At 39.7% G+C, this 26,338-nt stretch carries 20 protein-coding genes; 9 read left to right on the top strand and 11 right to left on the bottom strand.

What is annotated here, in order from left to right; genetic code table 11:
• Window positions 1–29 precede the first annotated feature (29 nt).
• From R2S08_RS08415 to R2S08_RS08390, 6 genes are all read right to left on the bottom strand, one after another.
• A complete protein-coding gene (locus R2S08_RS08415; protein ID WP_316834742.1) occupies window positions 30–467 on the bottom strand; it encodes a MauE/DoxX family redox-associated membrane protein in 438 nt (145 codons plus the stop codon).
• A 14-nt stretch (window positions 468–481) separates the two neighbouring features.
• Window positions 482–1,324, bottom strand: a complete 843-nt coding sequence (locus R2S08_RS08410) for a hypothetical protein (RefSeq protein ID WP_316834741.1) — start codon at window positions 1,322–1,324, stop codon at window positions 482–484.
• 32 nt (window positions 1,325–1,356) lie between these two features.
• Entirely contained in the window at window positions 1,357–4,119 is a 2,763-nt protein-coding gene (locus R2S08_RS08405; RefSeq protein ID WP_316834740.1) for an alpha/beta hydrolase family protein, read from the bottom strand.
• 7 nt (window positions 4,120–4,126) lie between these two features.
• Window positions 4,127–5,587 (bottom strand): RagB/SusD family nutrient uptake outer membrane protein, encoded by a 1,461-nt coding sequence (locus R2S08_RS08400; RefSeq protein ID WP_316834739.1) that lies wholly within the window; start codon window positions 5,585–5,587, stop codon window positions 4,127–4,129.
• Between the two features lie 27 nt (window positions 5,588–5,614).
• Window positions 5,615–8,920, bottom strand: coding sequence for a SusC/RagA family TonB-linked outer membrane protein (locus tag R2S08_RS08395; RefSeq protein WP_316834738.1), 3,306 nt, complete (start codon window positions 8,918–8,920; stop codon window positions 5,615–5,617).
• 293 nt (window positions 8,921–9,213) lie between these two features.
• The gene (locus tag R2S08_RS08390) at window positions 9,214–10,404 is read right to left on the bottom strand and encodes a FecR family protein (RefSeq protein WP_316834737.1); all 1,191 of its coding nucleotides are present in this window, start codon (window positions 10,402–10,404) and stop codon (window positions 9,214–9,216) included.
• Between the two features lie 646 nt (window positions 10,405–11,050).
• On the opposite strand from R2S08_RS08390, the gene R2S08_RS08385 reads away from it, so the two are divergent.
• From R2S08_RS08385 to R2S08_RS08375, 3 genes are all read left to right on the top strand, one after another.
• Window positions 11,051–11,620: a dihydrofolate reductase family protein gene (locus tag R2S08_RS08385; RefSeq protein ID WP_316834736.1), complete on the top strand. Its 570-nt coding sequence runs from the start codon at window positions 11,051–11,053 to the stop codon at window positions 11,618–11,620.
• A 130-nt stretch (window positions 11,621–11,750) separates the two neighbouring features.
• Window positions 11,751–12,101 (top strand): hypothetical protein, encoded by a 351-nt coding sequence (locus tag R2S08_RS08380; protein WP_316834735.1) that lies wholly within the window; start codon window positions 11,751–11,753, stop codon window positions 12,099–12,101.
• 9 nt (window positions 12,102–12,110) lie between these two features.
• Window positions 12,111–12,317, top strand: coding sequence for a helix-turn-helix transcriptional regulator (locus R2S08_RS08375; RefSeq protein ID WP_316834734.1), 207 nt, complete (start codon window positions 12,111–12,113; stop codon window positions 12,315–12,317).
• 24 nt (window positions 12,318–12,341) lie between these two features.
• Here R2S08_RS08375 and R2S08_RS08370 read toward each other — a convergent pair whose 3' ends face one another.
• The 4 genes from R2S08_RS08370 to R2S08_RS08355 all read right to left on the bottom strand — a co-directional run bounded on the left by R2S08_RS08370 (window position 12,342) and on the right by R2S08_RS08355 (window position 14,794).
• The gene (locus R2S08_RS08370) at window positions 12,342–12,755 is read right to left on the bottom strand and encodes a PIN domain-containing protein (RefSeq protein WP_316834733.1); all 414 of its coding nucleotides are present in this window, start codon (window positions 12,753–12,755) and stop codon (window positions 12,342–12,344) included.
• Entirely contained in the window at window positions 12,752–12,997 is a 246-nt protein-coding gene (locus tag R2S08_RS08365; protein WP_316834732.1) for a DUF6364 family protein, read from the bottom strand. The genes R2S08_RS08370 and R2S08_RS08365 overlap by 4 nt, the downstream gene beginning before the upstream one ends.
• A gap of 149 nt (window positions 12,998–13,146) precedes the next feature.
• The gene (locus R2S08_RS08360) at window positions 13,147–13,731 is read right to left on the bottom strand and encodes an RNA polymerase sigma-70 factor (protein WP_316834731.1); all 585 of its coding nucleotides are present in this window, start codon (window positions 13,729–13,731) and stop codon (window positions 13,147–13,149) included.
• 217 nt (window positions 13,732–13,948) lie between these two features.
• A complete protein-coding gene (locus R2S08_RS08355; protein WP_316834730.1) occupies window positions 13,949–14,794 on the bottom strand; it encodes an Rpn family recombination-promoting nuclease/putative transposase in 846 nt (281 codons plus the stop codon).
• Between the two features lie 523 nt (window positions 14,795–15,317).
• On the opposite strand from R2S08_RS08355, the gene R2S08_RS08350 reads away from it, so the two are divergent.
• The 3 genes from R2S08_RS08350 (at window position 15,318) to R2S08_RS08340 (ending at window position 17,614) form a co-directional block, all read left to right on the top strand.
• Window positions 15,318–15,875, top strand: a complete 558-nt coding sequence (locus R2S08_RS08350) for a hypothetical protein (RefSeq protein WP_133784856.1) — start codon at window positions 15,318–15,320, stop codon at window positions 15,873–15,875.
• A gap of 204 nt (window positions 15,876–16,079) precedes the next feature.
• Window positions 16,080–16,457, top strand: coding sequence for a helix-turn-helix domain-containing protein (locus R2S08_RS08345; protein WP_133784860.1), 378 nt, complete (start codon window positions 16,080–16,082; stop codon window positions 16,455–16,457).
• Window positions 16,458–16,771: 314 nt separating this feature from the next.
• Window positions 16,772–17,614: an Rpn family recombination-promoting nuclease/putative transposase gene (locus tag R2S08_RS08340; RefSeq protein WP_316834729.1), complete on the top strand. Its 843-nt coding sequence runs from the start codon at window positions 16,772–16,774 to the stop codon at window positions 17,612–17,614.
• Window positions 17,615–17,851: 237 nt separating this feature from the next.
• Here R2S08_RS08340 and R2S08_RS08335 read toward each other — a convergent pair whose 3' ends face one another.
• Window positions 17,852–20,230, bottom strand: coding sequence for a hypothetical protein (locus R2S08_RS08335; RefSeq protein WP_316834728.1), 2,379 nt, complete (start codon window positions 20,228–20,230; stop codon window positions 17,852–17,854).
• Window positions 20,231–20,411: 181 nt separating this feature from the next.
• Here R2S08_RS08335 and R2S08_RS08330 point away from each other — a divergent pair, with 181 nt between their 5' ends.
• From R2S08_RS08330 to R2S08_RS08320, 3 genes are all read left to right on the top strand, one after another.
• Window positions 20,412–21,731 carry a hypothetical protein gene (locus R2S08_RS08330; protein ID WP_316834727.1) on the top strand — a complete coding sequence of 440 codons (1,320 nt, stop codon included), beginning with the start codon at window positions 20,412–20,414 and terminating at the stop codon, window positions 21,729–21,731.
• A gap of 231 nt (window positions 21,732–21,962) precedes the next feature.
• On the top strand, window positions 21,963–23,177 hold the full coding sequence (locus R2S08_RS08325) for an alpha-L-fucosidase (RefSeq protein WP_316834726.1): 1,215 nt from the start codon (window positions 21,963–21,965) through the stop codon (window positions 23,175–23,177).
• 31 nt (window positions 23,178–23,208) lie between these two features.
• The gene (locus R2S08_RS08320; RefSeq protein WP_316834725.1) at window positions 23,209–26,334 is read left to right on the top strand and encodes a TonB-dependent receptor; all 3,126 of its coding nucleotides are present in this window, start codon (window positions 23,209–23,211) and stop codon (window positions 26,332–26,334) included.
• The last annotated feature ends 4 nt before the right edge of the window (window positions 26,335–26,338 follow it).

The following is a 26,338-nucleotide window of genomic DNA, read 5'->3' as shown; positions in this document are numbered from 1 at the left end:
TGCAATTTTAAGGATGCAGACTTGCCTTCTTATTCTAGAGTAAGGTCATTGGTCTTTTTAGGGTATAATAAGATAGCTATGGCACCCAGCGATAGAAATCCTACATTGAAAATCAAGTGCTGTGTCCAGGTCATGCTTTGCAAAATGCCCCCACAGGAACATGGGATATAGGGGCTGAATTTTAAAATGGCCACAATATAGGCCGAGAAAACAGCCATTAAACTAAATGCAAGGTATAGGACATAATATTGAAATCGTTTAATGGCTATAAGTACGGAAATCAGCAGCTCAATTCCAGGTATTGCAACAGCAATAATCCTAGAATAACTGTTTAACAAAGGAGATTTACCCAGTTCAATTCTGAATTTCTGATAATCCACCAATTTAGTTAAAGCAGCATAGACAAATAACAGTATAAATAGCGCACTGATGATCTCTACCAGGAGTATTCTCTTATTTGAGTTCATAAAAAGTAGGGTTATTAATTATTTGAAGGTGTAGGCCAGGTGGGCAACCCCTTCTTCATTTTATCTAAAGTCTCTGTATATACCTTCTCATCAGGTTGTCCTTTTTTCATTTGAACGGCTTTCTCCTCCCATTTAATTGCTTCGGTCGTCTTTCCAGTTTTATACAATAGATTGGCATAGGTATCATGTGCCTCTGGATCATTTTGATACCATTCTTCCATTGCGTACTTCATCACATCACAGGCAAATTTTAATACTTTAGGATCGTTTACGTTTTCAAATAGTGCCCAGGTTAGGTTATTGACATAATATTCTGGTCTCTTTAGTGCCTTTTCAAAATAAAGCATATAATATTTACCATAATTATTCCAATCCTTAACATTAAAGTAATACCCTATTCTTTTTCCATATACCATTTCTTGCCCCAAAGCACCAAATTTTGTGATAACTGTACGTTCTATTTTCTCCCAATCTACTGCTGAAGAATTTTGTCCAGCCATTTCAGGTATAAACTGCTTAGCTATTGTATACCTAATTGCATATTCAGCTTTATCAGGGCCTAAAACTGAATTTATTTTGCTCCGCTGTTTGAAAAAAAGTTTAAATCCTTTACTATCTGTAGTATTCATGTTCTCGCTGATGAACAATAAATGGTCTTTGTTCATCAATTGATCTTCTTTCAATTTGAACAAGTAGTTATTGACATAATCCTGTGCCAGGGAATCAGCTAACTTGAAATTTCCCTTTTCTTTAGCTTCTTTTACCAAGGGAGGTATTGCTGCATAATCGGCTTTTTTTTGGGCAAAGCCCAAGCTTGCAAGGCTCAAAAAAGCCAAACAAAATAGTAGTTTTTTCATTTGTTTTCGGTGTTAGTTTTTCTTACTTATTTTTATTTCAATGTGATAGTTATAGGTTTTCTTGTCATCAAGCTATCTACTTTGGCTTGCTCTGACGGTATTAACAAGCCTGGACCAGGCGTTCTACCTTTTGTATCTAATTCAAGGCCAGCTTTCCAACTTCTATTTTCAGCGGAAACCCCATCTACCATCCAGAGCGGAGCGGGCTTATCTTTCAAATAATGGTCAAAGAATTGTAACATGCGAATACTGAAATCATCTGCCTCCTTACCCAAAATACCATGATCCCCTTCTGAGTACGCAAGCATCCAGGTTTTCTTACCCATTCGTCTTAATCCTGTGAAAAATTGCTGAGCGTCCTTATAACTCGCTGCGGATCCATCTTTCCTTGTATGCATGATTAGAACCGGTGTTTTTACCATATGGATATTAAAAATTGGCGAGCTTTTAATATAACTTTCGGGAATAGCCCAAAGAGATTTTCCCATACGGGCTTGGCCGACAGGTTCGAAATAAACTTCCATACTGCTCCCCTCATCTGGATAAATATCACCATATGCACTAATCATGTTTGATAATCCGGAAGAAGAAACCGCTGCCGCGAACTTATCACTGTGAGTTATAAGATAGTTTGTTTGTAATCCTCCATAACTACAGCCTTGAAGTCCCATTTTTTTGTCGTTAACAAAAGGCAGTGTAGAAAGATAGCTAGCTGCGGAAATGATTGCATCATAAGTACCTTGCATAGGATCTCCAATTTTATAGTAGATATCGGGAGTGAAAACTAAGTAACCATGACTGACATAAGTTGGAATATTAATCTGACAACCATTACATAATAACTCAGGGGTAATAAAGACGTTCAATCCGTCTGATTTACGTTCATAATAATGAAATATTACTGGGTATTTTTTATTGGGGTCAAAATTCTCCGGTTTATATAGAATCCCCTGTAACTTTCTCCCATCCAAAGATTTCCAAGTATGCAATTCTGTAGTATACCAATTATACTTCTTCTGCGGTTGTAAATCACTTAACCTGGTAAAATTTTTAAAATCCTTAGTGCTGAAATAATTTGGAGCATCAGTAGAACTCATACGTCTAACCACATACATTTCAGATTTTGTTGCTTTAATTGGAGAGAAGTCGGATCCACCTGGAACATAACCACTATTTGTTTTATACAAATAGGGAGCCATGTGCAAAAGTTCAGGGTCTCCAGCTTTATCCAATTGTTTAAGAAAAAATCCATTTTTCTTATTCTCCTTGTTAAAAGCAGTTAGATATAATTTTTCATTCTTAGCTATTATTTTTACTTCATCAGATGCAAATGCATAATCGAAAATGATTTGATTTCTTTTTCCATAGCCATTGGTCAGGTTAATCGGAGTTTCTTTGTTTGATGGATCTAGTTTCCAAATATCATATCGATCATAAACCAATACAGACTCATCATCTTTTAGCCAGGCTGGTGGTAATCCTCCTCGACCAAAAGATGAGGCGTCTGGCATATCATCTCTATTAATGTCAGTCCATGAAACATTGAGTCCTTTAGTCAGGTTTTGAAGTCTTTCTGTTGCTATCTCATAACTAAAATAAACTTGCTTTTGTTTATCAAAGTATAGGATATATTTTGCGGAGGGGGAGAGTATAGCGGACTCCATCCCGTCTAGAAAATTTAAACGCTTTCTGTTGCCATTTTTTAAGGTAACCAAATCCCAACTGTATTCAATAGCAGTATTCCAGATATTCTGCCTATCAACCACCAGAGGATTCATTACCAAGGCTACTTTAGTTATATCATCTTCAGATTTCGAAAATTGAAAATCCTCGCCAGCTTGCTGTTGTAAACGGATCAAACGATGATTATCTACATCTATTACCGCAACATATCTTTGATCAATAGTAGCTTTTTCCTGTTCGGTTTGCAATTGTACATCCGTATAACTCCAAATTTCTACAACTCCATTTTTGGGTTTTATGGCTTCCTTTTTTCCATTTAATGAGGTGAGTATAAACTTTCCGTCTCTGCTAAAGGACTCCAGATAACCCAAGGTAAGCCCAGCCGTAATACCTGAAGAGTTTCTATCAGAGATACAAACAGCATTAGCCGAGTCAAATTTATAATGCCAAATCGAATCTCCAGCCTTAAACGCCAGCTGACGATGCTTAACATCAAGAATTAAGTTTTCCGGTTTGTAGCCTTCCCATATTTTAGAAACTTTTCCTGTAATAATATCTGCAATATTTATGGTTTGTTTCTGATCATTCCCTTGTGCAGATTTATATAAAATCAATACATCCTCGTTAAAATTCCAGCTATTCACATCAGTAAAAGAACGCTCTTTATTTGAGCTCAAATCTCTAATTAACAAAGTTTTTGAATTACTTTTAGATGGATATCCTATATAGTCACGATCTCCTGTTTCAAAAAGACGACAAGAGCTAATCTTTGGAATATATTTAATTCGACTTGTTCCAAGTATAAGCATACCCAGACTATCATTCTTATTGATAAAAAAGAAATATTTATCACTTAAGGTTCTAAGTGAGCCATCTTTCAGACCCTCGTTAAATTCCTTCTTCCATTTGCCATCTGTAGATTGCACAATCAAAGTCTTACTTCCAACAGGGACACCTTCAATAGTATAGAATACATACTGTCCATTTTTACTTATTTTTGACCACCCTAAAGAAGGCCAAGCTTTATAGGCTGTAGAATCTATAAGTGGTTTCTGTGCAAATAAACTGCTTACACAGAAAATCATCATCATTGTTAAAAAAAATCTCATCATATTTAAATTAATACCCAACTGTCTGCGCTAAATTTGGATTACTCTGTAATTCATACGAGTAAATAGGATAATACTGCTGGTAGCTTTTCCATGTCCCCCCTTTACTTTTCTTCGGAGTTACTCGGCCCATTACTTCGTCTACTTTTCCTGTTCGCTTCAGATCCAACCACCGGTGCCCCCATTCTGTAAAAAGTTCTATTCTTTTTTCCTTTAAAATAAGCGCAATCAAATCTTCTTGGCTAATATTCGGATTGGTATCCTTAACCAAAGGTAATCCCGCTCTGTTCCTGATCTGATCAATATCCGAAATGGCACCAGTTAGATTGCCCAACCGGGCCCTGGACTCTGCTCTGACCAAATACATTTCAGCGAGACGGATTACCGTACTGTATTCTGTAACAGGAGCATTCGTTATAGCGGATTGTTTTACCTTGTATTTATATGGATAGTAGTAAATTGTACCATTAGCATTTACACTACCCACCCAACTGTTTTTCCGCCCATCACCAGTTTCAAAATCTTCAATCAATTCACTGCTCAAATAAACAGGGTTAGAACCTGATGGCCCCTCATCAGGTATGACGAATACCTGGGCCTCTTGAGTATTAAATCCGATTCCCGTAGGTTGCAATTGCCAGATTGCTTCACGATTATTCTTTAAAAACACATTCCCTAAAGTTTCCAGCTGAAAAGATGTCTGATTTGACAAGAGCTGCGAAGCAGCTGTCTCAGCATCCGCCCATCTCCCGATAAAAAGATAAGTCCTTGCCAGCAACGCAGTTGCAGCCCATTGGTTCGGTCTCACCCGTTCTTCTGATCCTGGGGAATACTCTGCGATCCCATCTCCTTTCAAATAACCACTCCCCAGCAAGCCTTGCGCAGCTTTCAAGTCTACTACAATTTGATCATAAACCTGAGTTTTCGCAGTTCTCTTGACCACCGCATTGACCGTATAATCTGTACTTAATACCAATGGCACATCACCATATAAGTTAACCAGGTAGAAATAATAGAAAGCCCGCATAAAATAAGCTTCACCCAATAAATGTTGCTTAACTGCTGGAGTTAAGCCAGAAGAAGATCCAAGCCCTTCCAAAGCGGCATTGACCACATACAACCTCTGATAAGTATTGCCCCAAAAATCATTACTGACATTTAATGAGGTAAGCGAATTTTGATAATATACGGTCAGTCCCTCGTTTCCTGCGCTTATATAATAATCCAGCTCATCTGCAGATAAACCAGCTATACCAGATAAGCCGCTGATTTCTCGTGGAAATATTGGGTTGCCATTACTTAAGTTTACATATAGGGAAGTGATCGTACCAATTGCAGTCGCGTCATTGCCGTAGACATTCTTAGAACTGACACTAGTTACTGGGCCGTCTACCTCAACGAGTTTTTTACAACTGCAGAGTCCAAAGACGGAAAGGACTAAAGTCAAAATGGAAATCGTTTTAAAATTCATTTTGTTATATTTTTAGATTAAAAACATTTATAAACCCACTTTTAAACCAATGGTAATTACTCGTAATGGAGGAAGTGTAGTTGAACTTTTTGTCTCAGGATCCAGTCCTTTATAGCTGGTTAAAGTCCATAAATTCTGTCCCTGAACAAATAAACTGCAATTTTGTAGATGTACATGCTTACTCCAGTTCCCAGCTAATTGCCAGGAAAGTGAAACATTCTTTAAACGGACATACGAAGCATCAGTCCAAGCAGCATCACTATTATATACGTTAGTTAAGGCTTGAGATACCTCAGATTTGTTTGTTGAAAATCTTTGTGTACTTGAAATATCACCAGGCTTCTGCCAACGGTCCATCAGACTTGCCAGTTGATTTCCATAACCAGACCCATGACCTTGACCTGGAAATCCAAATCCAAATCTCTGATTTTTGGCAATCTGTTTCACAAAAGAGAACAGAAAATCTAACTGAAAACCTTTATAGGAAAATGAGTTTTGAAAACCTCCATAAAACTTCGGTGCCTGATCAATAAACACAGTTGCATCTAGACTGGGATCAGGTTTCGATGTAGGATTGCCATTGTGGTCTGCAAACTGATACAATCCAGTTGCTGGATTTACCCCCAAAAAATGATACACACGCACAGCACTTAATGGATCCCCAACAATAGGTTTAGAAGGAAAGCGTATATCATTAGTAGCAGTTAATAAGGTCTTAGGTATCGTTACATTGACACTGCTTGTCCATTTAAAATCCTTATTCTGAAAATTCGCACTTGTGATAGCTAACTCCCATCCTGAATTTTCTATTTTATCTGTTTTATTCTGGTCTATAGCTCCAAAACCAGTAGTCAATGGAAGAACATAGCTACCTAGCTGATTGGATGAACGATTCCTATAATAATTTGCATTCAAAAGTATTCTATCTTTCAAAAACCCCAAATCCAATCCAAACTGCAATTTTCGAGTCTCCTCCCATTCGAGATAAGGATTCGTTAAACGGTTTGGTTGATAGGCAACAATTCCCTGATAGGAGATGCCTTGCTGAAGAGGATCATACAGGCTTAAAAAGCGATAATCCCCGATCTGATCGCTACCAGTTGTGCCATAACTAGCCCGTAGCTTTCCAAAACTTAAAAAGGGTAAATGATCTTTAATCAACTTTTCGCTGGAAAAGACCCAGGCACCACCAACAGCAGCAAAATTGTTAAACTGACTTTTAGGTCCAAACCTTGAACTTCCATCTCTTCTGCCTGTGAAGTTTAAAATATATTTATCTTGCCAATTGTAATTGATCCGACCGAATACTGCATTGTATTTATAAGTGGAACTTATTGAAGAAAGTGCATACACACTAGTCGCCGAGAGGATATCATCCATGACCAGATCGTTACTAAAACCTTGCGCTAGAATACCAGATCCAAGACTTGTAATTTTAGAAATAGTTGTACCCAAAAGTATTTCTAGTTTACCTTGACCAATATAATGATTATAGATTAGTTGAGGTTCTACAGACCATGAATTGATATCCTGATTTGCGAATAGAGTACTTCGAGGGACATATGGAGCAACTTCTGGTGGTTGAGATTGAAGAAGAACCTTGTTAACGATGTTAGTTTTCAAGTTATTGTAACCAAAAACACTCTTCATCTCAAGTCCAGGTACTAATTCATAGCTCAAATTCATGTTGCTCATCAAGTTACTTGTTTTATTTAAAAAACTATCGAACATATACCCCATTGGATTTAAGGCAAAGGTTGTATATCCAGAAACATCGGGCGCCCAATTGATGCTGCCATCAGTTTTAAATAAAGCAGGAGATACAGGAGCCAGCTCCATTGAAAACTCTGTTAAATCATTATTCGGCAATTTATTATCATCTAGCAGATAGTTTCCTGAAAACTGAATTTTGAATTTCTGGTTAGTGGAGGTATTGTTGAGATTAAAGTGTATAGAAGTTTTATTGTCCGCGTAATGACCAGGAAAAACTGTAGTTTCCCGATGATGCCCTGCCCCTACTAAAAAGTTGGTCCGATCATTCCCTCCAGACACTGAAGCATTCAAATCCTGAAAGGTAGCAGTTCCACCAATCAGTTCCTTTTGCCAGTCCGTATAACGGGAAGTATCCCAGTTGCCATTTAAATCACTGTCGGTATAAGGACCAACCTCGGGCGCAGTGATACCGTCGTTTCTTAAAGCCTCCCTTCTCATTTCAAGATATTGTTGTGAATTCATTAGATCCAGCTTTCTGGGAACTTTTGCCCAACCTGATTGGAGATTCAGGTTTACTCTTGTATCTCCTGCCTTTCCTTTTTTTGTCGTAATAAGTATGGCTCCGTTAGCGGCACGCGAACCGTAAATTGCAGTTGCATCAGCATCTTTTAACACATCTATACTTTCGATATCAGAAGGATTGATAAAGCTCAATGGATTTCCAAATGAGCTTGCAGTTCCGTATGGCACGCCGGAACCTCCAACAATTGAATTGCCTCCTGGTAACAGCTGAGAAAAATAAGGAACCCCATCTATAACATACAAAGGATCATTTCCATTGCTAATGCTATTTTGCCCTTGTATCCTCACTTTAACTCCAGTTCCTGCAAATCCACTAGCTTGCTCTATAAACAATCCTGGCACTCTTCCTTGCAACGCAAGAAGCGGATTATTCACCGGCTGTTTCTCAATCACATCTGCTTTTATCGTAGTCACATTACCAGTACTCAATCTTCTTGTCGTTGTTCCATAAGCAATCACCTGAATCTCATCCAGCTTCGACAAACTCTGCTCCAGCACCACGTTCCCCATGTTTGCCGAAGCACTCACTTCCTTTGGCAAATACCCAACAAAACTCACCTCCAGCACAGCGCCCTCTTCCACGCCTCTCAGAAAGAACTTCCCATCCTTATCCGTACTCACGCCTTTCCCTGTTTTCTTTACCTTCACACTCGCGCCAGGAAGCGGATGATTCTCCGAATCCACCACCCTACCAGAAGCGTCAATGCTAGCCCAGCGATTAGCCAGGCGTTCCAGAAAGGTGGGTTCTTTAGGTTTTAAACTAATATTCTTATCATTGATCGTGTATTCTAATGCCTGTCCGCTCACTACTTTTTCCAGTACTTCTGGTAATGCGGCTTCTTTAAAATACACATCTATTTTCTTGGTATCGTCTACTTTTTCTGGTGAATACAATACGTTATATCCGGTTTGTTTTTTGATCTCTTTAAAAATCTCCTCCAGGCTGGCGCCTTTCTTACTGTAGGTAAGTTTCTGGGCAAAGGTAGCGGCGGTTACCTGCATCAGGCAGGTGGTCATTATCACTATGATCAATTTCATAATCAATAGTATTTTTGGCGGCAGCCAACAATACGGCATGCCTTGGTTAAAAGCATATTTATTCATACTTTAGTGTTTTGGGTTAATACGTAAATGGATCTAACAATTTGTTTTTAAGGGTTAACTCAGAATATTTGCCATGAGGGTGCTAGTCACACTTTCATGGCTTTTTTCTTCTAAACCGCGGTCGTATTAACTTCCTTTGCTTTTAATCTTTTTCATTTTTTTTGTCGGTTAGTATTTGTTGATATGGTTACTTATGGGCTGGTTAGACCCGTTTTAATGATTCATTGTTAGGGTAATACAGTTATTTTCCTTCCTTCTATTTTAAATCTGGCTGTTCCTGTAGATTCTATGGCTTTTAAGATACCAGATACCTGGTCGTATCTGGATACAGAACCACTAAGCAGCTTTTGGGGTAAATCGTTATTTTGGTAAATGATGTCTACGTCGTACCACCGGGCAATTTGCCGCATAACGTTTTGTAGCGGTGTGTTTTTATAGGCAAACAGACCGTTTTTCCAGGCAATGGCTTCATCGGTGTTCACTTCGGCTATCTTAAGTTGGTTATTGGTTAGCGTAGCTTGCTGGCCAGGTTTCAGGGTTGCGTCGTTCACTCTTACGCTTCCCTCCAACAACGTAGTCTTAGTACCCGGTTCATCATCGTACGTGTTAATATTAAAGTGGGTTCCGAGCACGGTAACCTCCTGATTTTTGGATTTCACCACAAAAGGTTGGAGTTTATTCTTAAATATTTCAAAGTAGGCTTCGCCACTAAGTTCAACTACCCGCTGCCCACGCCCATTAAAGGAAACAGGATAAATCAATTTAGAAGCGGCGTTAAGCCATACTTTGGATCCGTCAGGGAGTCGGATCTGGTATTGTCCCCCTTTGGGGGTTTCGATTGTGTTAAGAGCATTCGAATATTGATGTGGAGATCCTGAACTAAATTCAGGATGACGACCGCTAATATCACTCGCCGTTTTATAGACTACCTGCCCATCAGCAGTTTTTGTAATCTCCACCCCCGCTTCCTTCGCAAGCTCACCATTAGCCGCATCGGTTAGTGATACGCGTTTGCCGTTAGACAGGACTAAGTAGGCTTTGTTGCCTCCGGGTTTGATGTCGTTACTAGCGAGTCCGAGGTCCTGAACTGAATTCAGGATGACGTGGCGGCTAGAGTTGATGTAAAAGAAAACACCCGAACCAACGATTAAAAGAACGGCTGCTGCCGCAGCAATGCGTGACCATAATTTAAATCTCCTGAATTTTAAATACTGAGTTTCATAGGTAAGCATACTCGCTTTGATCTCCGCCCATAGTTGCTGCAACCATACTTGTTGTTTGTTATCGTCCAGGTCTTCCCAGGCTGTACTTTTATTGTCGTAGTTATCCACCAATTGCTCCACCAGCAGCGTTTCTTCTGGTGTACATTTCCCTTCTAGGTACTTTTCTAATAATTGATCTAACTCTTCTGCATTCATTTTTTCTGGTGCTATTAAACAATAACACGTACCAACAAGCAAATGGTACTATAAGAAAATGAAATATTTTTTAAAACTGTAAATAACATCTTATGATGGCGTGTTTTTACATGGTTTAAGGGCGGGATAGATATATTCATAAACTGCTATAAGGCGTCAATTTCATTACAGGCAGTTGAAATATGATCCAATCCGTAAAGAAAAGATCCCTCGTCTATCTGCATCCACTGAAAAAGGTTTATATTTGTATTATCTTATTCCCGTTAGTCCCTGAAGCAATTCAAACTAGCGGGTTTCGTTTTTTATAGAGATGATGTTTTCTAACTCTACTCTTGCTACTTCCTACAAAACTATGTAAAGTTTGTTTCATTATCATTAAGCAACCCATTACATGTATTGCTTTTTCTTTTTTTTAAGGTATAATCTGATTGTCCCGTCTTGAATTTGATTGTTAGTAATCAATAAAAACCCGCCACTAAACCATGTAAAACACGCCATCATGAGATGTAAACTACATATTTATATCATTCGCCTCTCTTTTGGCAAATACAAATGATTAAAAATGCCCTCATATTGTCGCGATTACACCTCATTTCTATGACTTGCCCTCTGTAAATTTGGATAACAACAAACCAATGGAAACAAAATGAGAAAGATCAGAATTTTCGAACACATCTCCCTCGACGGTATAATAGAACATGACGGAGATTACATCTATGGCGCATGGACAACTCCTTACCGAAGCCCTGCCGGGGCAGCAATGCTTTTTGAAGCCTATGGTCCAAACTTTGACCTCATGCTTGGCCGCAACACCTACGATATATTTAGTGGCTTTTGGCCTAACGCCGGAGATTTCCCAATGGCAAATGCCATAAACGCCGCAACCAAATACATCGCCACCCACAGACCAGACAGCCTGGAATGGGGCCCTGTGCAAGACCTGGGCGAGGATATTGTAGAGGCAATTCGCCATCTCAAGTCCACAGATGGTCCCGATGTAATCGTTGTAGGAAGTTCTACGTTAACTTCTGTATTGCTAGACCAGGGACTAGCCGATGAGGTTGTGCTCATCACTTACCCAGTATTGCTTGGCCAAGGTAAACGCTTATTGTCAGACAGTATAGATGCCCGGGAACTTGAGTTTGTCAGCTCCAAGTCCACACCAACCGGTTTACACATCAATACCTATAAACACCTCGGACCACTAAAAAAATAAACTACATACTTTAAAAATTGAATTACCTCATCAGGTACCAGGTATTAAAAATATTTTAAAAAAAGACAAACAAACTTGTCTTTTAAATAAACAAACTGTACATTTGGATAATTAAACTAATCTTTATGTTATGAAAACTCTTATCAAAATCGCTCCCTTCGTTGGCTTATTCCTTATTGTAGTGGGAATTCCAATCCTGTTTACCTCAAAGTCATCAACTGCTGAAATTCCGCTGCTGGTAGGACTATTCACCTTATTTAACTCCTTTCAAGCTAGAGAAGATGAAAGATCAGGTGCCATCAGGTCTTCTTCGGCTTTTATCGCATTAATTGCAGGCTATACCATAAAACTCGTGATCAGCAATCTTTATCAAAACCACATCATCTCCTTCGATCTGATATCGATCAATTACTTTCTGATCATTGTTTTTGCCCTTGCAAACCTGATCCGCTATTCCAGACTATACATCTTTATGGCATAAGCCCAAACCATGAAGAATACTATAAAAGTGGAACGTGCCAAGCACGACCTTACCCAGGCCGCATTGGCAGACAAAGTAAATGTTTCCAGACAGACCATTAACTCCATAGAAATTGGAAAATTTGTTCCATCCAGCATACTGGTGTTAAAAATTGCCGCAGTATTTAACACCACGGTAGAAGAAATCTTTACCCTCGAAGAGAAAGACTGGACCTAAGCAATTAGAGTGAGATACCTCGCCTTATAAAAATTGAATTACCTCATCAGGTGGTAAAACAGTTATTCCGGCATCTTTAAAATCCTTCAAATTCCTGGTCACAATAAAATCCATATCCGTTATTGAATTTGCTGCAAATATTTGAATAGCATCTTCAAAGTCCTTATGATTGGACATCAGGCTTTTTTTTATAATGGAGGTATCGATAGAGATGAGATTAATAAAGTCTAATAATGCATATAACAACTCCCGAAGTTCTTTTTCGCTAACATGTTTTTTCAACAGATAATGCGTAGTAGCGAAAGAGTGAGAAGACGTGAAAAGTCGAACCTTCTCTTTTTCAGCTAAGTCAAAGATTTCAATTGCAAATTTACTAAAGGGTGGTCTGTCAGCAAGAAGATCGATTAGGATATTCGTATCTACAAAGACATTCTTCATAAATGTTTGCTTTCAAAATAATTATTCAGCTCCTTTTTCTCATCAAAATCTGCAGGTAACTTAACCGCCCCTACTAATTTCCTAAGTTTTGGAGAAATCTGTTTTGTCTCTCTATGTTCCTCTGTTAGTGTCTCCAGATACTTTTCTATTAATTCTGACAGACTTCTACCGGTTTGCTTAGCATAAGATTTCGCTTTTTTAATAACGTCCTCTTCTACAGTTAATGTAAGTTTTGTTGTCATGGCACGTGTATTTAAAACAAAGATACGTACTTGCTCCGAGAATAAAAATATGTTTATGCTCGAATTAAAAAAATGGTCTGCTGTAAAATCGCCGCAGTATTTAACACTACTGTAGAAGAAATTTTCACCCTCGAAGAGAAAGACTGGACCTAATTATACAATACATACAGCAGAGCCAGAATAGATAACCTGTCTGCTGTATTTTTTAAATAATGCAAGGCTGTACTCAACTGGTTCTTTACCGTCTGCTCACTCAGGCCCAGTTTAGCCGCAATCTCAGCCGTGCTGTAATTTTCCTGCCGGCTGAGTTTAAAGATCTCTTTTGTCCGCGGCGGCAGCTGCTCAATCGCAGCCTCCAGATTTTCCCGCAGATCTTTAGCCTCAATAGAAGCAACCGGATCCATATGAGGCTCCTGCTTTTGATTCACAAGCTGCGTTAAAACCGCATATTCCCTGCGGCTCGCATTCTTCCTGAAATAATCCACAATCTTATTCCGGGTAATATAATACAGATAAGGCTTAACAGCCGTTACATTCCCCTTATCCAGCCATACATGAATAAAAACATCATGCACCAGATCATGCGCATCATCCAGCGACAACACCTTCCTACTCACCCATGCCGTTAACTCCGGCGAATATTGCTGATAAACCTCAGTAAAAGCCCCCTCATCCCCCTCCTTAAGTAAAGCAGTTAATTCAGCGTCAGAAAGCTTATTGTACATCCTATTCATTTACATATTGCTATGGCAAAGCCGGTTACTAAATCTTTCTGCAATTTAAATATTCCGCTTCAATATATGGTTATATTTTTTTCACTTCACCTAAAATATTCTATTTAAGCTATAGTTTAAAGCAAAATTTTGACAGAAATAGTAATGAGGTAACCGCTATTCAAAAAAGCCCTGGAAAATTTCCAGGGCTTTTAGTGTTGGTTTTGGTTATACGGTTTTATAGATTTGCTATTTCTTCAGCTGTAAGACCTGTAGCTTCTGAGATTTGTTCCGGAGACAAGCCCATCTTTTTTAAGGATAGAGCAATTTCTTTCTTTTCCTCAACCCGGCCACGCTCCTCACCATCAAGAAATGACTGTTCCCTAACGGCTTCGTTATCCCATTTCCTCTTCAACTCCTGATCGTATATGTCCTGTTCTTCCTTTGTCATCTTCGTATAATCCGCTATATTATATAGTTTCTCAAAAATCGTCTTTCGTAAATGTGGCGGCATATCATCCATTTCGCTTAAGTGCTTTAAGTAGTATAGCCACCTGTCCAGCTCAGATTCCAATTCATTACTGGTCTTAACAAAGTTACTCAATTCAATGAATGTATACCCAAGTTCATCATAAAATATTTCTCCCGTATCTCTGTCACACAAACAGATATCACGAAAATATCGCTCCTGGACTTCCAGGGTTTTTTCTAAAATAGCCACAAAATACACTTCAGTAATATCATACTTCCACGTATCCATTTCTCCTTTGGGTGCCTGCTCGCTGATCAGTCTGGAGGTGTAAAATATTGCTCGCTTTTTAAAATTAACAGGCTTACCATTTTGCACTTCTATCAGAAACTTTTCACCCTTGTCTCCGGTGCAGAGCAGATCAAATATCGCCGACCCTTCCTTTTTATTATTGCCATGATGTTCGGTCTTGTTATAGACCAGATCTACAATTTTTTTTCTCCCTTTGAAAACCTCATTTAGGAACGCGATTAGTAAGTCTTTATTTGGATCCGTCCCAAAAATTTTCTTAAAACTCCAATCCAACATCGGATTAATGTACTTCGTACTACTCATAATTTACACTTGATTTTTTAAAAATGACTTCAAGTGTAACGATAGTTTTTCTAAATAAAAATTTTCATAAAAATCTGTAAATCAATATTTTGAAAACAAATTTAAATAAAAATAAGTCGTTACAAAATATGGTAATCAGAACTCAAAAATTTAATAAACAACAACCAATTTTCTCTTTCACCACCCTCCCCGGTCTGCACCCAAGAAAATAGGATTTAATGGTCGAACCTCAAGGCCTGTAAGGCCCAGAGAGACCATAAATCCTATTTTCACCTATTAAGCCAATTCAAGACAAAAAAAAATGTTGCTCAGTTTTACCCCAATTTTCTCGAATGATGAGATTAAAGGCAAAATGGAAACAGCTTTGGAAATAGCCCAGGCTTAAACATGATAAAATCAAAATTTTGGCAAACCCTCCAATATTATCATATTAATATTAAATATTAATTTTTAAATAAATATTGACACCTTTAATTATTAAACATACCTTTGTAACATTAACTAACAACAAAATAATTAAACAATGGGAAGATTTTTAAGAACAGGAATTATTACAAGATTTAGCACATCAGTTAAATCAGTGGAAGCTTTACAAGCTAAAAGTGAACTCTCAATAGAAGCATTTGCAAATGCTTCAGTAGACAATCCTACTTCATTCAACCTCGAAAAAACCGAAGAAAAATATATCTGGACACTAAAACCGGAAATTTTAGAAAAAGACCTGCTACCCTTTTTAGAACAATACTATAAAGATATTTATGAAAAAGAAAACACCTTTAGAAGTGAACGCGAGGAGATTTTAACATTCTTAAAGTCTAACCCCACATCGTCAATGATAACTACCTTCGCAAATGAAAGCATAAGTAGTGTCTTCCATCAAGAGACGAGATCCGATAAAATTTTTGTCACTGTAGGTTCAGAAGAGATAGAATTTGACACCAATACGTTTATTTTAAGCCACGAGGGTAAAATAGTATTTGAATGCATCTATGGACATCTGGGATTTTTTCAAAAATCCATCAGAAAAGTCTATCAGCAGAGCCCACTAGGAGGCGGATTAGTTGTAAATGTTAGCAGGTAACTGTGATGGAATTTGATTAGCAATAAAAAAGTTTTTCCCTTTCACCACCCTCCACGGTCTGCACCCAAGAAAATAGGATTTAATGGTCGAACCTCAGGGCCTTACAGGCCCTGAGAGACCATAAATCCTATTTTCACTCCCCTAAACTAAATTGATGCTAAAATGGTGGGTGATTCAGATTCTAAATCAAAACACTGTATTTACATGGAATATAAAATAAACTCAGAAAGACACTACTATGAAACCATGGTTAGTATCTATGATCTAATGAATAAAGGTGAATCGAACTTGAACGAATCTGAAACGCAACAATTAATTTCCATGACAACTGCTGCTGAAAAATTTGAAGATGAAGTTTTAGGACTGAAGCCTGTTAAACAACCTGAGTCTCTACCAGAAGCCATTGAATTATTTATGTTTGAGAATAAGATTTCACAGGCCAAGCTTGCTGACGAATTGGGAATTGGTAAACCGAAACTGTCTCAGATAATGACAGGGAAGCGCAAACCAGATGTATCTTTCATAAAAGCCATCTATTATAAACTCAAAATAGACCCTAAATTTATACTAGAGCATATTTAATTTTAAGCCCTACTATTTAGTCAATTTTCCAGGAACCATTTTTTTCTTCCCTTTCACCACCCTCCCCGGTCTGCACCCAAGAAAATAGGATTTAATGGTCGAACCTCAGGGCCTGTAAGGCCCAGAGAGACCATAAATCCTATTTTCACCCATTAAGCCAATTCAAGACAAAAACTAACGTCACCCAGTTTTACCCCCATTTTCTCATGCTTTTTTGGATAAAATTTCTCTTTGTTAGCCGTTCCATTTCAAAAATCAGCAATAATTTTTTATTAGAATTTCCCATCTCTACATTGGTGCAATTCAGATAAAATATGACAGAAAAATTTAATGGACCCGAACAGGGCAGCATGTATGACAAGCTTTTCCGTGAAAACATGGAAGACACCCTACCCGACGTTATTAAAGATGTACTCCATCTCCATATCGTAAAAAGTGAAGAGATCGCAGATGACGTTCAGCATACCAAGGAACGCAAACCTGATCTTTTAAAAAGAGTTGAAGACGACCAGGGGAAGGTCTTTATACTCCACATTGAATACCAGCGCGACAACGAGAAAAATATGGCTTTCCGCATGGCAGAATACAGCATCATGCTGCAAAGAAAATATGGACTGCCAGTGACCCAGTTTGTGATTTATATTGGTGCAGGAAAACCCACTATGCCCATGCGGATCAGGAACAAATACCTCCATTTCTGGTATAACCTGCTCACATTTTCGGAGATCGATTACCAGGTATTTCTAAACTCAGATAAAATAGAACAAAAGATGCTGGCCATTCTCGGAGATCTCCAGATTGAGGATACAGAAATGATCTTACAACAGATCGTTCACGAAATAGAAAACAAAGGCATTGGAGAATTAGAACAAGGAAGATATTTAAAACAATTGCGCGTTTTGATGCAATTGCGTAATTTAGAGAAAACATCAATTAAAAATATGGCACTAACAGGAAAAATATTTGTAGAAGAAAAGGACATCTTGTACATCAGAGGTGAAATTAATGGAGAGATTAAAGGTGAGATCAGAGGTGAGATTAAAGGTAAGATGGAAGGTAAGATGGAAATAGCCCAGGAATTAAAAAAAGAAGGCTTATCTAACGAATTTATAGCCAAAACCACCAAACTTTCGATTCAGGAAATCGAAGCGCTCTAATACCTCCCCCCAGTTCTTCCAATTCATGGAAGAACGCGCGCCAAACACTCCAATTTTCTGCGCAAAACCACAAAATATAATATTAAAACCCACATAATAGGATAGCTGCATCAACAATAACCAATTTTCTCTCTAACCACCCTCCCCGGTCTGCACCCAGGAAAATAGGATTTAATGGTCGAACCTCAGGGCCTGTAAGGCCCAGAGAGACCATAAATCCTATTTTCACAAAAAAACTTACTGATAAGTAAACATCACAGTCGATCGGCAATCTCTGTCTGCAATTGCCCTTACCCAATGCGCACTAAAACCTTTTGGAAATTCATAGTCAATACTTTGCCCTGCTTTTACCGAAAAGCTTTTATAACTATGAAAACCAGTCAGATCAAAATCAATTTCCAGCGTAATATTCACATCCCTGTCTGCCGTAATCGATACCTTTTTCCGGTCATATCCCGTCATTAAATAAGGCAGAGACGGCACACCCGCCTTCACATCCGATTTCTTCCAAACACCCCCCTGGCCCCTTGGTTTTCCCATTTTCCACAAATCATCAATGCCCCCATACCATAGCCCATTTGCGCTGTTCCCAAAAAAATGTCCATCAGCAACCGCGTTCTCTTTGGTTCCACTCAACACCAATAAACCTCTCCAGGTACAGAAGTCCGTGATCTTTTTATCGTGAGTAGTTACCGGCCGCATAGCAATATATCCGGATTCACGTCCTACCTCATAAAACGTACCCTGAATATTGAGCATAAATCTTTCTGATTCAACTTCACGTTTATCTCTCGAAGCAAACGTTTCATAAACCAGAGAACCTGCCGGCAAACGGAACGTACCCGTTTTATCTTTGATAATCACCGAAGCCTCATCTATAGAATAGTTTTTCTTGATGGCCAGCAACCTTTCCATTTGTTTTGTACTGTCGGGCGTACTGCTCAAAAACTGCAGTTTTTCATCCACTTCGCCATATTTTTTCTTACCGCCGCTTATATCGAGAACCTGGAGGTTTTTATTATAGCCCGATGGCCGGATGAGGTTTTCATGAACAGCAGCATTTTCATGAATACCTGCAAGAGCACTGAACATCTGGTCCTGCTTTTCCTGCATTTTACCCGTAAAATGGAAAAATGCAGATGCAGTACAATCTTTATCCGTTTTAAAACGTACCCAGTTAGCATTAAAGTTTGCAGGGAACAGAAAATAACTGTAACCCTTTGCTGGTACCGATATCGTTTTATAATCCACCCAGGTATTGTTGCCCAATTGATCAATCTGGATGGTAAAACGCACAGTCTGATCTGAGTTCTGCGTTAGGTGAAGTACTTTTTCAGGAAAACCCTTTACCAGAAAAGGATCAGAAACCACACCAGCCCTAACCTTGTCATTTTCCCATGGCCCACCCCAGCCTGTTGTACTGCCCCAGCTTTTCAGGTCATTCCACTGGCCAAACCAAAGGTTAGACTGCGCACGTCCGGCCATCGGGTTTTCCAGCACGGTAGTTTCGTCGGTAGAGATCACGATCTGGTTGTTCCAGCTGCAAAAATCAGGAATATAACGTAAATGACTATTTAAAGGTAAAATACCACCGCTGTTCTTTCTGGAAAAAGTTATAGGAAAATCATACATCATACCATGCATATCCATGATCATTTTATCCTTACCTACCGCTCTGATCCGTGGCCATTCTGTATACCAGCCACCACGATGGTCATAGGTATGTGCTGCTTTGGGTAAGCGGTAAGTATACCACTGCCCATGATCCAATAATTTCAGCATCACAGAACGCTTGTCCCAGCCAATAGACCACAACGGGCTTTTGTCATCAGGCGAACCGTAGATTCCTCCAGGCCCGGTTACATCGGTAAACTGCCTGCGTTCAATAATTTTCCAGGCTTTGCCATCCCAGCTCGCCAATACGCCCTTTTCCTCCTCATTTTGGGGCAGATCACCAGCCTCAAGATCTTCTTTCCGTATTTTAAAAACAGCATCTTCTCCATTATTGGCCACAACAAGTTGCTTCTGTGCAGTATAGGCACCCTTACCATGCCAGCCGGGCACGGGTTTGTTAAACAACTTTTTAACCTCAAGCGTATGTACATTGGCCTCATATAACATGCCCTCCATATCATAAAAATAAACCATGTTTACCGGATCTGTTAAGTGACGTGCAGTGGCGGTCATCCTGCCCGGCATCACCGAAAACGGAATTACCCGCACATGGCCTTTTTCATCTATAAAATAATTACTGGTAATCAGCTGCCTGGATTCTTTGTGGATCATCCGGTTTGCGGGCGTTCCACCAATGCTTTCCGGATGTACAGTTACCTTTAAATCAGGATCTATGCTATAGAGCTTATCAGAACTTCCCTTCGGCATATGTGGCGAATAGGTAACCATCCATAATTGTCCTGCCCAGGGCGTAAGAGCGCCTATACCATTCTCGGCACCATCGCCATTGGTCTTTTTCGTGCTGTTTGGCAGGGTCCAGCTTTCATTAAATGTAGCCAGGTGCGGATAAACTCCGCTGACCTGCAGAGGTCTGGCAGTTTGTGCCCACGTATTCATCGAAACAAGCGATGTAGCCGCAAGCAGAAGAGATATTTTTCTCATCGTCATTATTGTGTTGTAGGTTTATTGATTTTTTATTTGGTTGGTATGTCAATCATTTTGAATTATTGGACATTTATGTAAATTTAGCAGGTCTTGGTTCCAAAGCCAACCTGTAGACTATGCAATACCAAATCAATATCCTGAACAAGCTATACAACTAAAAAACAACCGGTTACAACAAATGAAAAATGATTCTGAACAAGCTGATAAGCTGATTTTTTTCCAGTTACTGGGCATTTGCTGTGAAAAAATAGCAGTGAAGGTTGGAAAAGAAGACATTTCTGAATGGAAAAACAGCGATTATGAGATGCTGAGCCGGCAGTTGTTCAACCAAACCAAGGTCAGATTAAGTCCCGAAACGCTAAAAAGAGTATTTGGTAAACTAAAAACTTCAACACGTTATTATCCCCAGGCAGCCACAAGAGATGCGCTCGTACAGTTTTTAGGTTATCGCGACTGGTACGAATTTGAACTGATGAATTCCGTTCAAAATGAAAAGGCTCCCCTGAGCGAAAAGATAGATATACCTGTTGCAGATGTGGTGCCACCTGTTTCTGTAACTCCCCCAAAAAGGACTTATACATCTTATAAATATAGCTTACTGATAGTCCTGATCCTGTTATCGGCTTCCGTATTATACTTTTTCGTATTCAATCATCAAAATGCTGGTCAGGTTAAATTGGTCTGTGTCAATCCAGAAGGCATAATGCCGCACTCTGCCATCTTCAAATTAAAAGGAAACAAAACAGACACGCCTTCAGACCTTGTGGTTGATTTTGGTGATGGAAAAAAGAGAAAATCCATCGGTACAGATCAAATTGTTAACCATTATTATGAACATCCGGGTCGGTTCTTTCCAAAACTGTACCATGAAAACACCATTCTGGACACCACCATTGTTTACCTGAAAAGCAATGGATGGACAATTCAAACCCATGCAATCGCCGATACGGCCTGGTTTCAACAGATAAAACTCAAAAATACCGACCCGAATAACGTATTTACGGCAAGTGCAGCTGAAGTGGCCGCTGCAGGTATAGATACCAATAAAACATTTTTGGTTTCCTTCCTCAATATCAAACCAACAGACATTAGTGCCGATAATCTGCAAATGACCGCCTATATGAAAACATCCCTCCCCCGAAAGGGTGTTAGGTGCTCCCAGGCAGACATTGTCATTTACGGAGAAAGAGATATACATTATATAGATATCATAAAACCCGAATGTGCAGTATGGGCTGGTTTCAAGTTTTCAGAAAACCTGAAAGATGGGGAAACCACCGATCTTAGATCATTAGGTCATGACCTGACATCGGGAGCCAATATTATCCTGAACATTGCCAATAAAAAAGTAAAGCTACTCATCAATAACCAGCTGGTTTTTCAAACCCACTACAACAAACCGATCGGTAAGGTAATGGGCATAAAGATTATGTTTACCGGTATCGGGCAATTCAAAAACTTTCAACTTAAAGACCTTAAGACCGGAAGTACCCTGTAAATAAACAATTACCTTGTTCATTTAGCACAGCAAAAACACAACAATACGCTGATTAACAAATAATTACCTTACACATTCTTTTGCAATAATTTTGCAAGGCATAAATGCCTCGCACCTTCCCCCTATTGTAATAAATTTACGATAACCAAATAGCAACCGCACATCCACCACAACACAAATCATCTGGAAACTAATTAGTTAACAAAAAATTAACCTTAACCAAACTTAAATATGAAACGTAAATTATTAACAGCACTGTTAATTATTATCTCCTATGCTATAGTAACCGCTCAGGAGCCACTGCCCCCTTACCTCCGGTCGTACAAAGAACTTTATCGCAAAGACCCACACCAGGCCGCTTTAAAGTGGTTTGATGATGCCCGTTTTGGTTTATTTATTCATTGGGGTGCCTCAACTTTTTATAAAAAAGGAGAATGGAATATGTTTTATAATAAAATTCCGATTGCTCTCTATAAAGAACAGGCCATGAAATTTACCGGAGAGAAGTTCAGTGCCGACAGTATGGTTAACCTGGCCAAGGCGGCGCATATGAAATATATTACCTATGTAGTACAGCATCATGATGGTTTTGCCATGTACAACAGTAAGGCTACTGATTTTACCAGTATGAAGGCCGCCGCCCACCGGGACTATTTAAAGGAACTTTCTATTGCGTGCAACCGGGAAGGGCTGGGACTATTTATTTACTATTCCTTAGGTATCAACTGGACACACCCATTCTATTTAACTAAAAAATATTATAATGAAGCCAGGCCAGCATACAGTACACCACAATCAGAAATCCGTTTTCAGGATAAATCTGACTTTGTTTATTACTGGAATTCGGTAAAAGCACAGATTTACGAGCTCTGCACTAATTATGGTTCAGTGGCCGGCTTTTGGTTCGACCCTATTGGTGGTGCCTATACCAATCCAGACCTTTTCGAAGTAGAAGATATTTATAAGATGATTAGAAGGTTGCAGCCGCAATCTTTAATTTCTTACAAAACAGGTTTTAACGGAAACGAAGATTTTATCAGTTGTGAGCATGAAGTAAAGTCGCTCAATTCGCTCATGAAAAGTGTTCAGGGAAACAAAACAGCTGAAATGGCTTCATTGGCATGGGAGAAAAACAAAGCTAAAAAGGCAGAATTAACCACCACTATGCAGAATTCTCTATGGGGCTATTACGATAAGGCGACGCATAAAAGTGCTGACGAGGTTATGCAACTGCTTCAAAAAGCTGCAGACAACAATGCTAATCTTTTGCTCAATATTGGTCCCTATCCCGATGGCTCTATTGTTCCTGCCGATAAAAATGCCCTGATAGAAGTAGGAAAGCAGCTAAAACTAAAAGGCTTCCCCACTCTGAACAAAAAAGATTATATGAAACTGCGCGAAGAAAAAAAAACAATTACCGAACGTGACCTAGAAACCATAAAGTAAAAACAATACAAACCAATCAAATCCCAAACAAATGATTAAATTCTTTACCAGATTCTTACCCGGCTTGGTAACTGTTCAAATCGTGGTATCCGGCTTTCAGGCCAATGGACATCCGCATCTTGCAACAAATCCAATTGCCACAGAAGAAATTCACCTAAAAAGGAATTTCTTTAAGCCCATAAAGGGAAAAATCATCGATGAGAAAGGCCTGGGACTTCCGGGAGCAACAATTACCATCAAAGGAAGCAAAAAGGCGGTCGGAACCGACAACAACGGCCTGTTTACGGTCGACGCAAAACCCGGAGACGTCCTTCTGGTCACATTTACAGGTTACATCTCCCAGGAAATTACCATCTCTTCCCAGGAAAGCCTCACTGTGGTACTGAAAGAAAACAACAGTGACCTTAATGAGGTGGTCGTTGTGGGTTTCGGTCAGCAGAAAAAAATTAGTGTAACCGCTGCAATATCCACGGTTTCTTCAAAAGAATTGAAGCAATCTCCTGTTGCCAACCTGAACAATGCTCTTGTTGGCCGGCTGCCGGGCCTGATCGGACAGCAGACATCCGGCGACCCGGGCCGGGATGCCGCAAATTTACTGATACGTGGCCAGGGAACCTACAACAATGCTTCCCCATTGGTTCTTGTTGATGGTGTAGAACGAACCTTTAGCACCATTGACCCCAATGAAGTAGAAAACATCAGCATTTTAAAAGATGCTTCGGCCACTGCAGTTTATGGTGTACGTGGTGCAAACGGGGTCATACTGGTCACCACCAGACGCGGAACAGAGGGTAAAACCATAGTCAGCATCACGGCCAACAACGCCATACAACAGCCTACGCGCCTGCCGCATTACCTGGATGCCTACAACTACTCGTTGTTGCTAAACGAGGCTTATGCAAACGAAGGCAAAGGCCCCTTCTATGCCTATTCTCAAGCAGACCTGGACGGCTTTAAAAACCACACCGATCCCTATTTGTATCCGGATGTGGATTATATGAAAGAATTTTTAAAACCCGTAGCAAACCAGTATAATTTTAATGCGAATGTATCTGGAGGCACTAAAATTGCCAAATATTTTGTCTCGGGCAGTTACTTTTCGCAAGATGGATTATATAAACATACCGGAACAAATGAGAATGCATTTAATGGCGATCTGAATTATAACCGCTACAATTTCCGGTCAAACGTAGATCTGGATGTAACGCCAAACTTGAGAATATCAGCAAATCTGGCGGTAAGGGCACAAACACGAAATGGTCCCGCTACATCAACATCAACGCTATTTAGTTCATTAGTGGCTTTTCCTCCCAACAGCGCGCCACTAACCAATCCAGATGGCACCTATGGCTACAATTTCCGGCAGGCAAATGTACTGGCCCAGTTTCAATCGGGCTTTTCTAAAGAATACAACAATAAACTGGAGGGAACAGTGGTGCTGGATTATAAACTCAGCTCCCTGCTTAAAGGCTTGAGCTTTAAAACCAATCTGTCTTTTACCAATGAGTATACCCATACCGTTACCCGTTCCTATGCCGACTATCTAAAGTACAAAATACTGGGGAAAAATGATGACGGCACTTATATTTATAGTGAAGCCGCCGGATCTTATAACCCAACTTTAGCTTTCTCCCAGGTGTTTGACCCTGCTGTTGCCCGCACCACCTATCTGGAGGCTGCTTTGAATTACACCAATTCTTTCGGAAAAAACACCATTACCGGATTAATACTTGGAAACAGAAGCCGGAAAATAAGAAACAACGCTGCCTACGACTGGCCATTCTCTTATCAGGGTGTAGTGAGCAGGGTGACCTATAATTATGACGATAGATATCTTGCCGAAGCAAACCTGGGCTACAATGGTTCCGAAAACTTTCCGTCAAACAAAAAATACGGCTTATTTCCCTCCATCTCCGCAGGCTGGGTAGCTTCTCATGAAGAATTTTTGAAAGAGGCTAAATGGATCAACCTGTTAAAGATCAGAGGCTCTTATGGCCAGGTGGGGAATGATAAATATGGCGAGGAAACCAATACCACCGACCGCTTTTTGTTTATCCAGAACTCATTTACTACAGGTACAGGTTATTCTTTTGGTTTAACCAATAACAATACAGTATCTGGCTATGTAGAAGGCGCATTTGGAAACCCCGTGGTTACCTGGGAAAAAGCAAATAAGGCCAATTTAGGTTTGGAGAGTGCCTTCCTGAAAAGCAAGCTGACCTTAAATATAGATGTCTTTTATGATAAGCGGAGCAATATTCTGAGCAGGTACGGCAATATCCCCACCACTTTTGGCCAGACGTCTCCCGTAGTCAATCTGGGTATTGTGCAAAATAAGGGCTACGAGATTGAACTTGGCCATAATAATAAAATAAACGATTTTGGTTATACCATTAAGGCAAACTTAAATTATGCCAGGAACAAAATTATATTCAGAGACGAAGCCGGAAAAAAATACCCCTGGATGCGCCAGACCGGGCAGTCAATCGGTCAGCAATGGGGCTATCAAACGGCCGGTTTTTTCAACAATCAGGCAGAAATAGACAGCTGGGCCAAATCATCATTTGATCCGGGTCCCTTAGGCAAATTGCAGCCAGGAGATTTTAAATATGTAGATCAGAATCATGACGGGATCATCGACATCTATGATCAGGTCCCTATTGGTAACCCATTAGTTCCTGTGTTTACCTTTGGAGGTACTTTATCACTGAGCTATAAGAACTTCGATTTTAGCCTGCTGATACAAGGCGTATCGAAAACTTCCATGGTGAGGACAATGGAGGCTGGATGGGAGTTTTTCAACAAAGGAAAGGTAATGGACCTGCACCTTAACCGTTGGACTCCAGCTACAGCTGCCACTGCGACTTACCCAAGGTTATCGTCCTCTCCGGATGATAGTCAGCACAACTATGTTCCTAATGATTTTTTCCTGATCGATGCAGGTTATGTGCGTATTAAATCAGCTGAACTGGGCTTTACCCTGCCCATGTCATGGATAAAAAAGATCGGGTTAACCAATGCCCGGGTTTATGCCAATGGCTTTAATCTTTACACCTGGGACAAGGTAGATTATATGGATCCGGAGAACAGGGATATCAGAGCCTGGTATTACCCGCAGCAGCGCATCTTCAATTTTGGCGCAAGTGTCTCTTTCTAACTCC

It is taken from the genome of Pedobacter nutrimenti (genome assembly GCF_032678445.1).
GTDB classification, from domain to species: domain Bacteria; phylum Bacteroidota; class Bacteroidia; order Sphingobacteriales; family Sphingobacteriaceae; genus Pedobacter; species Pedobacter nutrimenti_A.
Note: the sequence above shows the minus strand (reverse complement) of the source record. Positions and strands in the feature narration are given on the sequence as shown.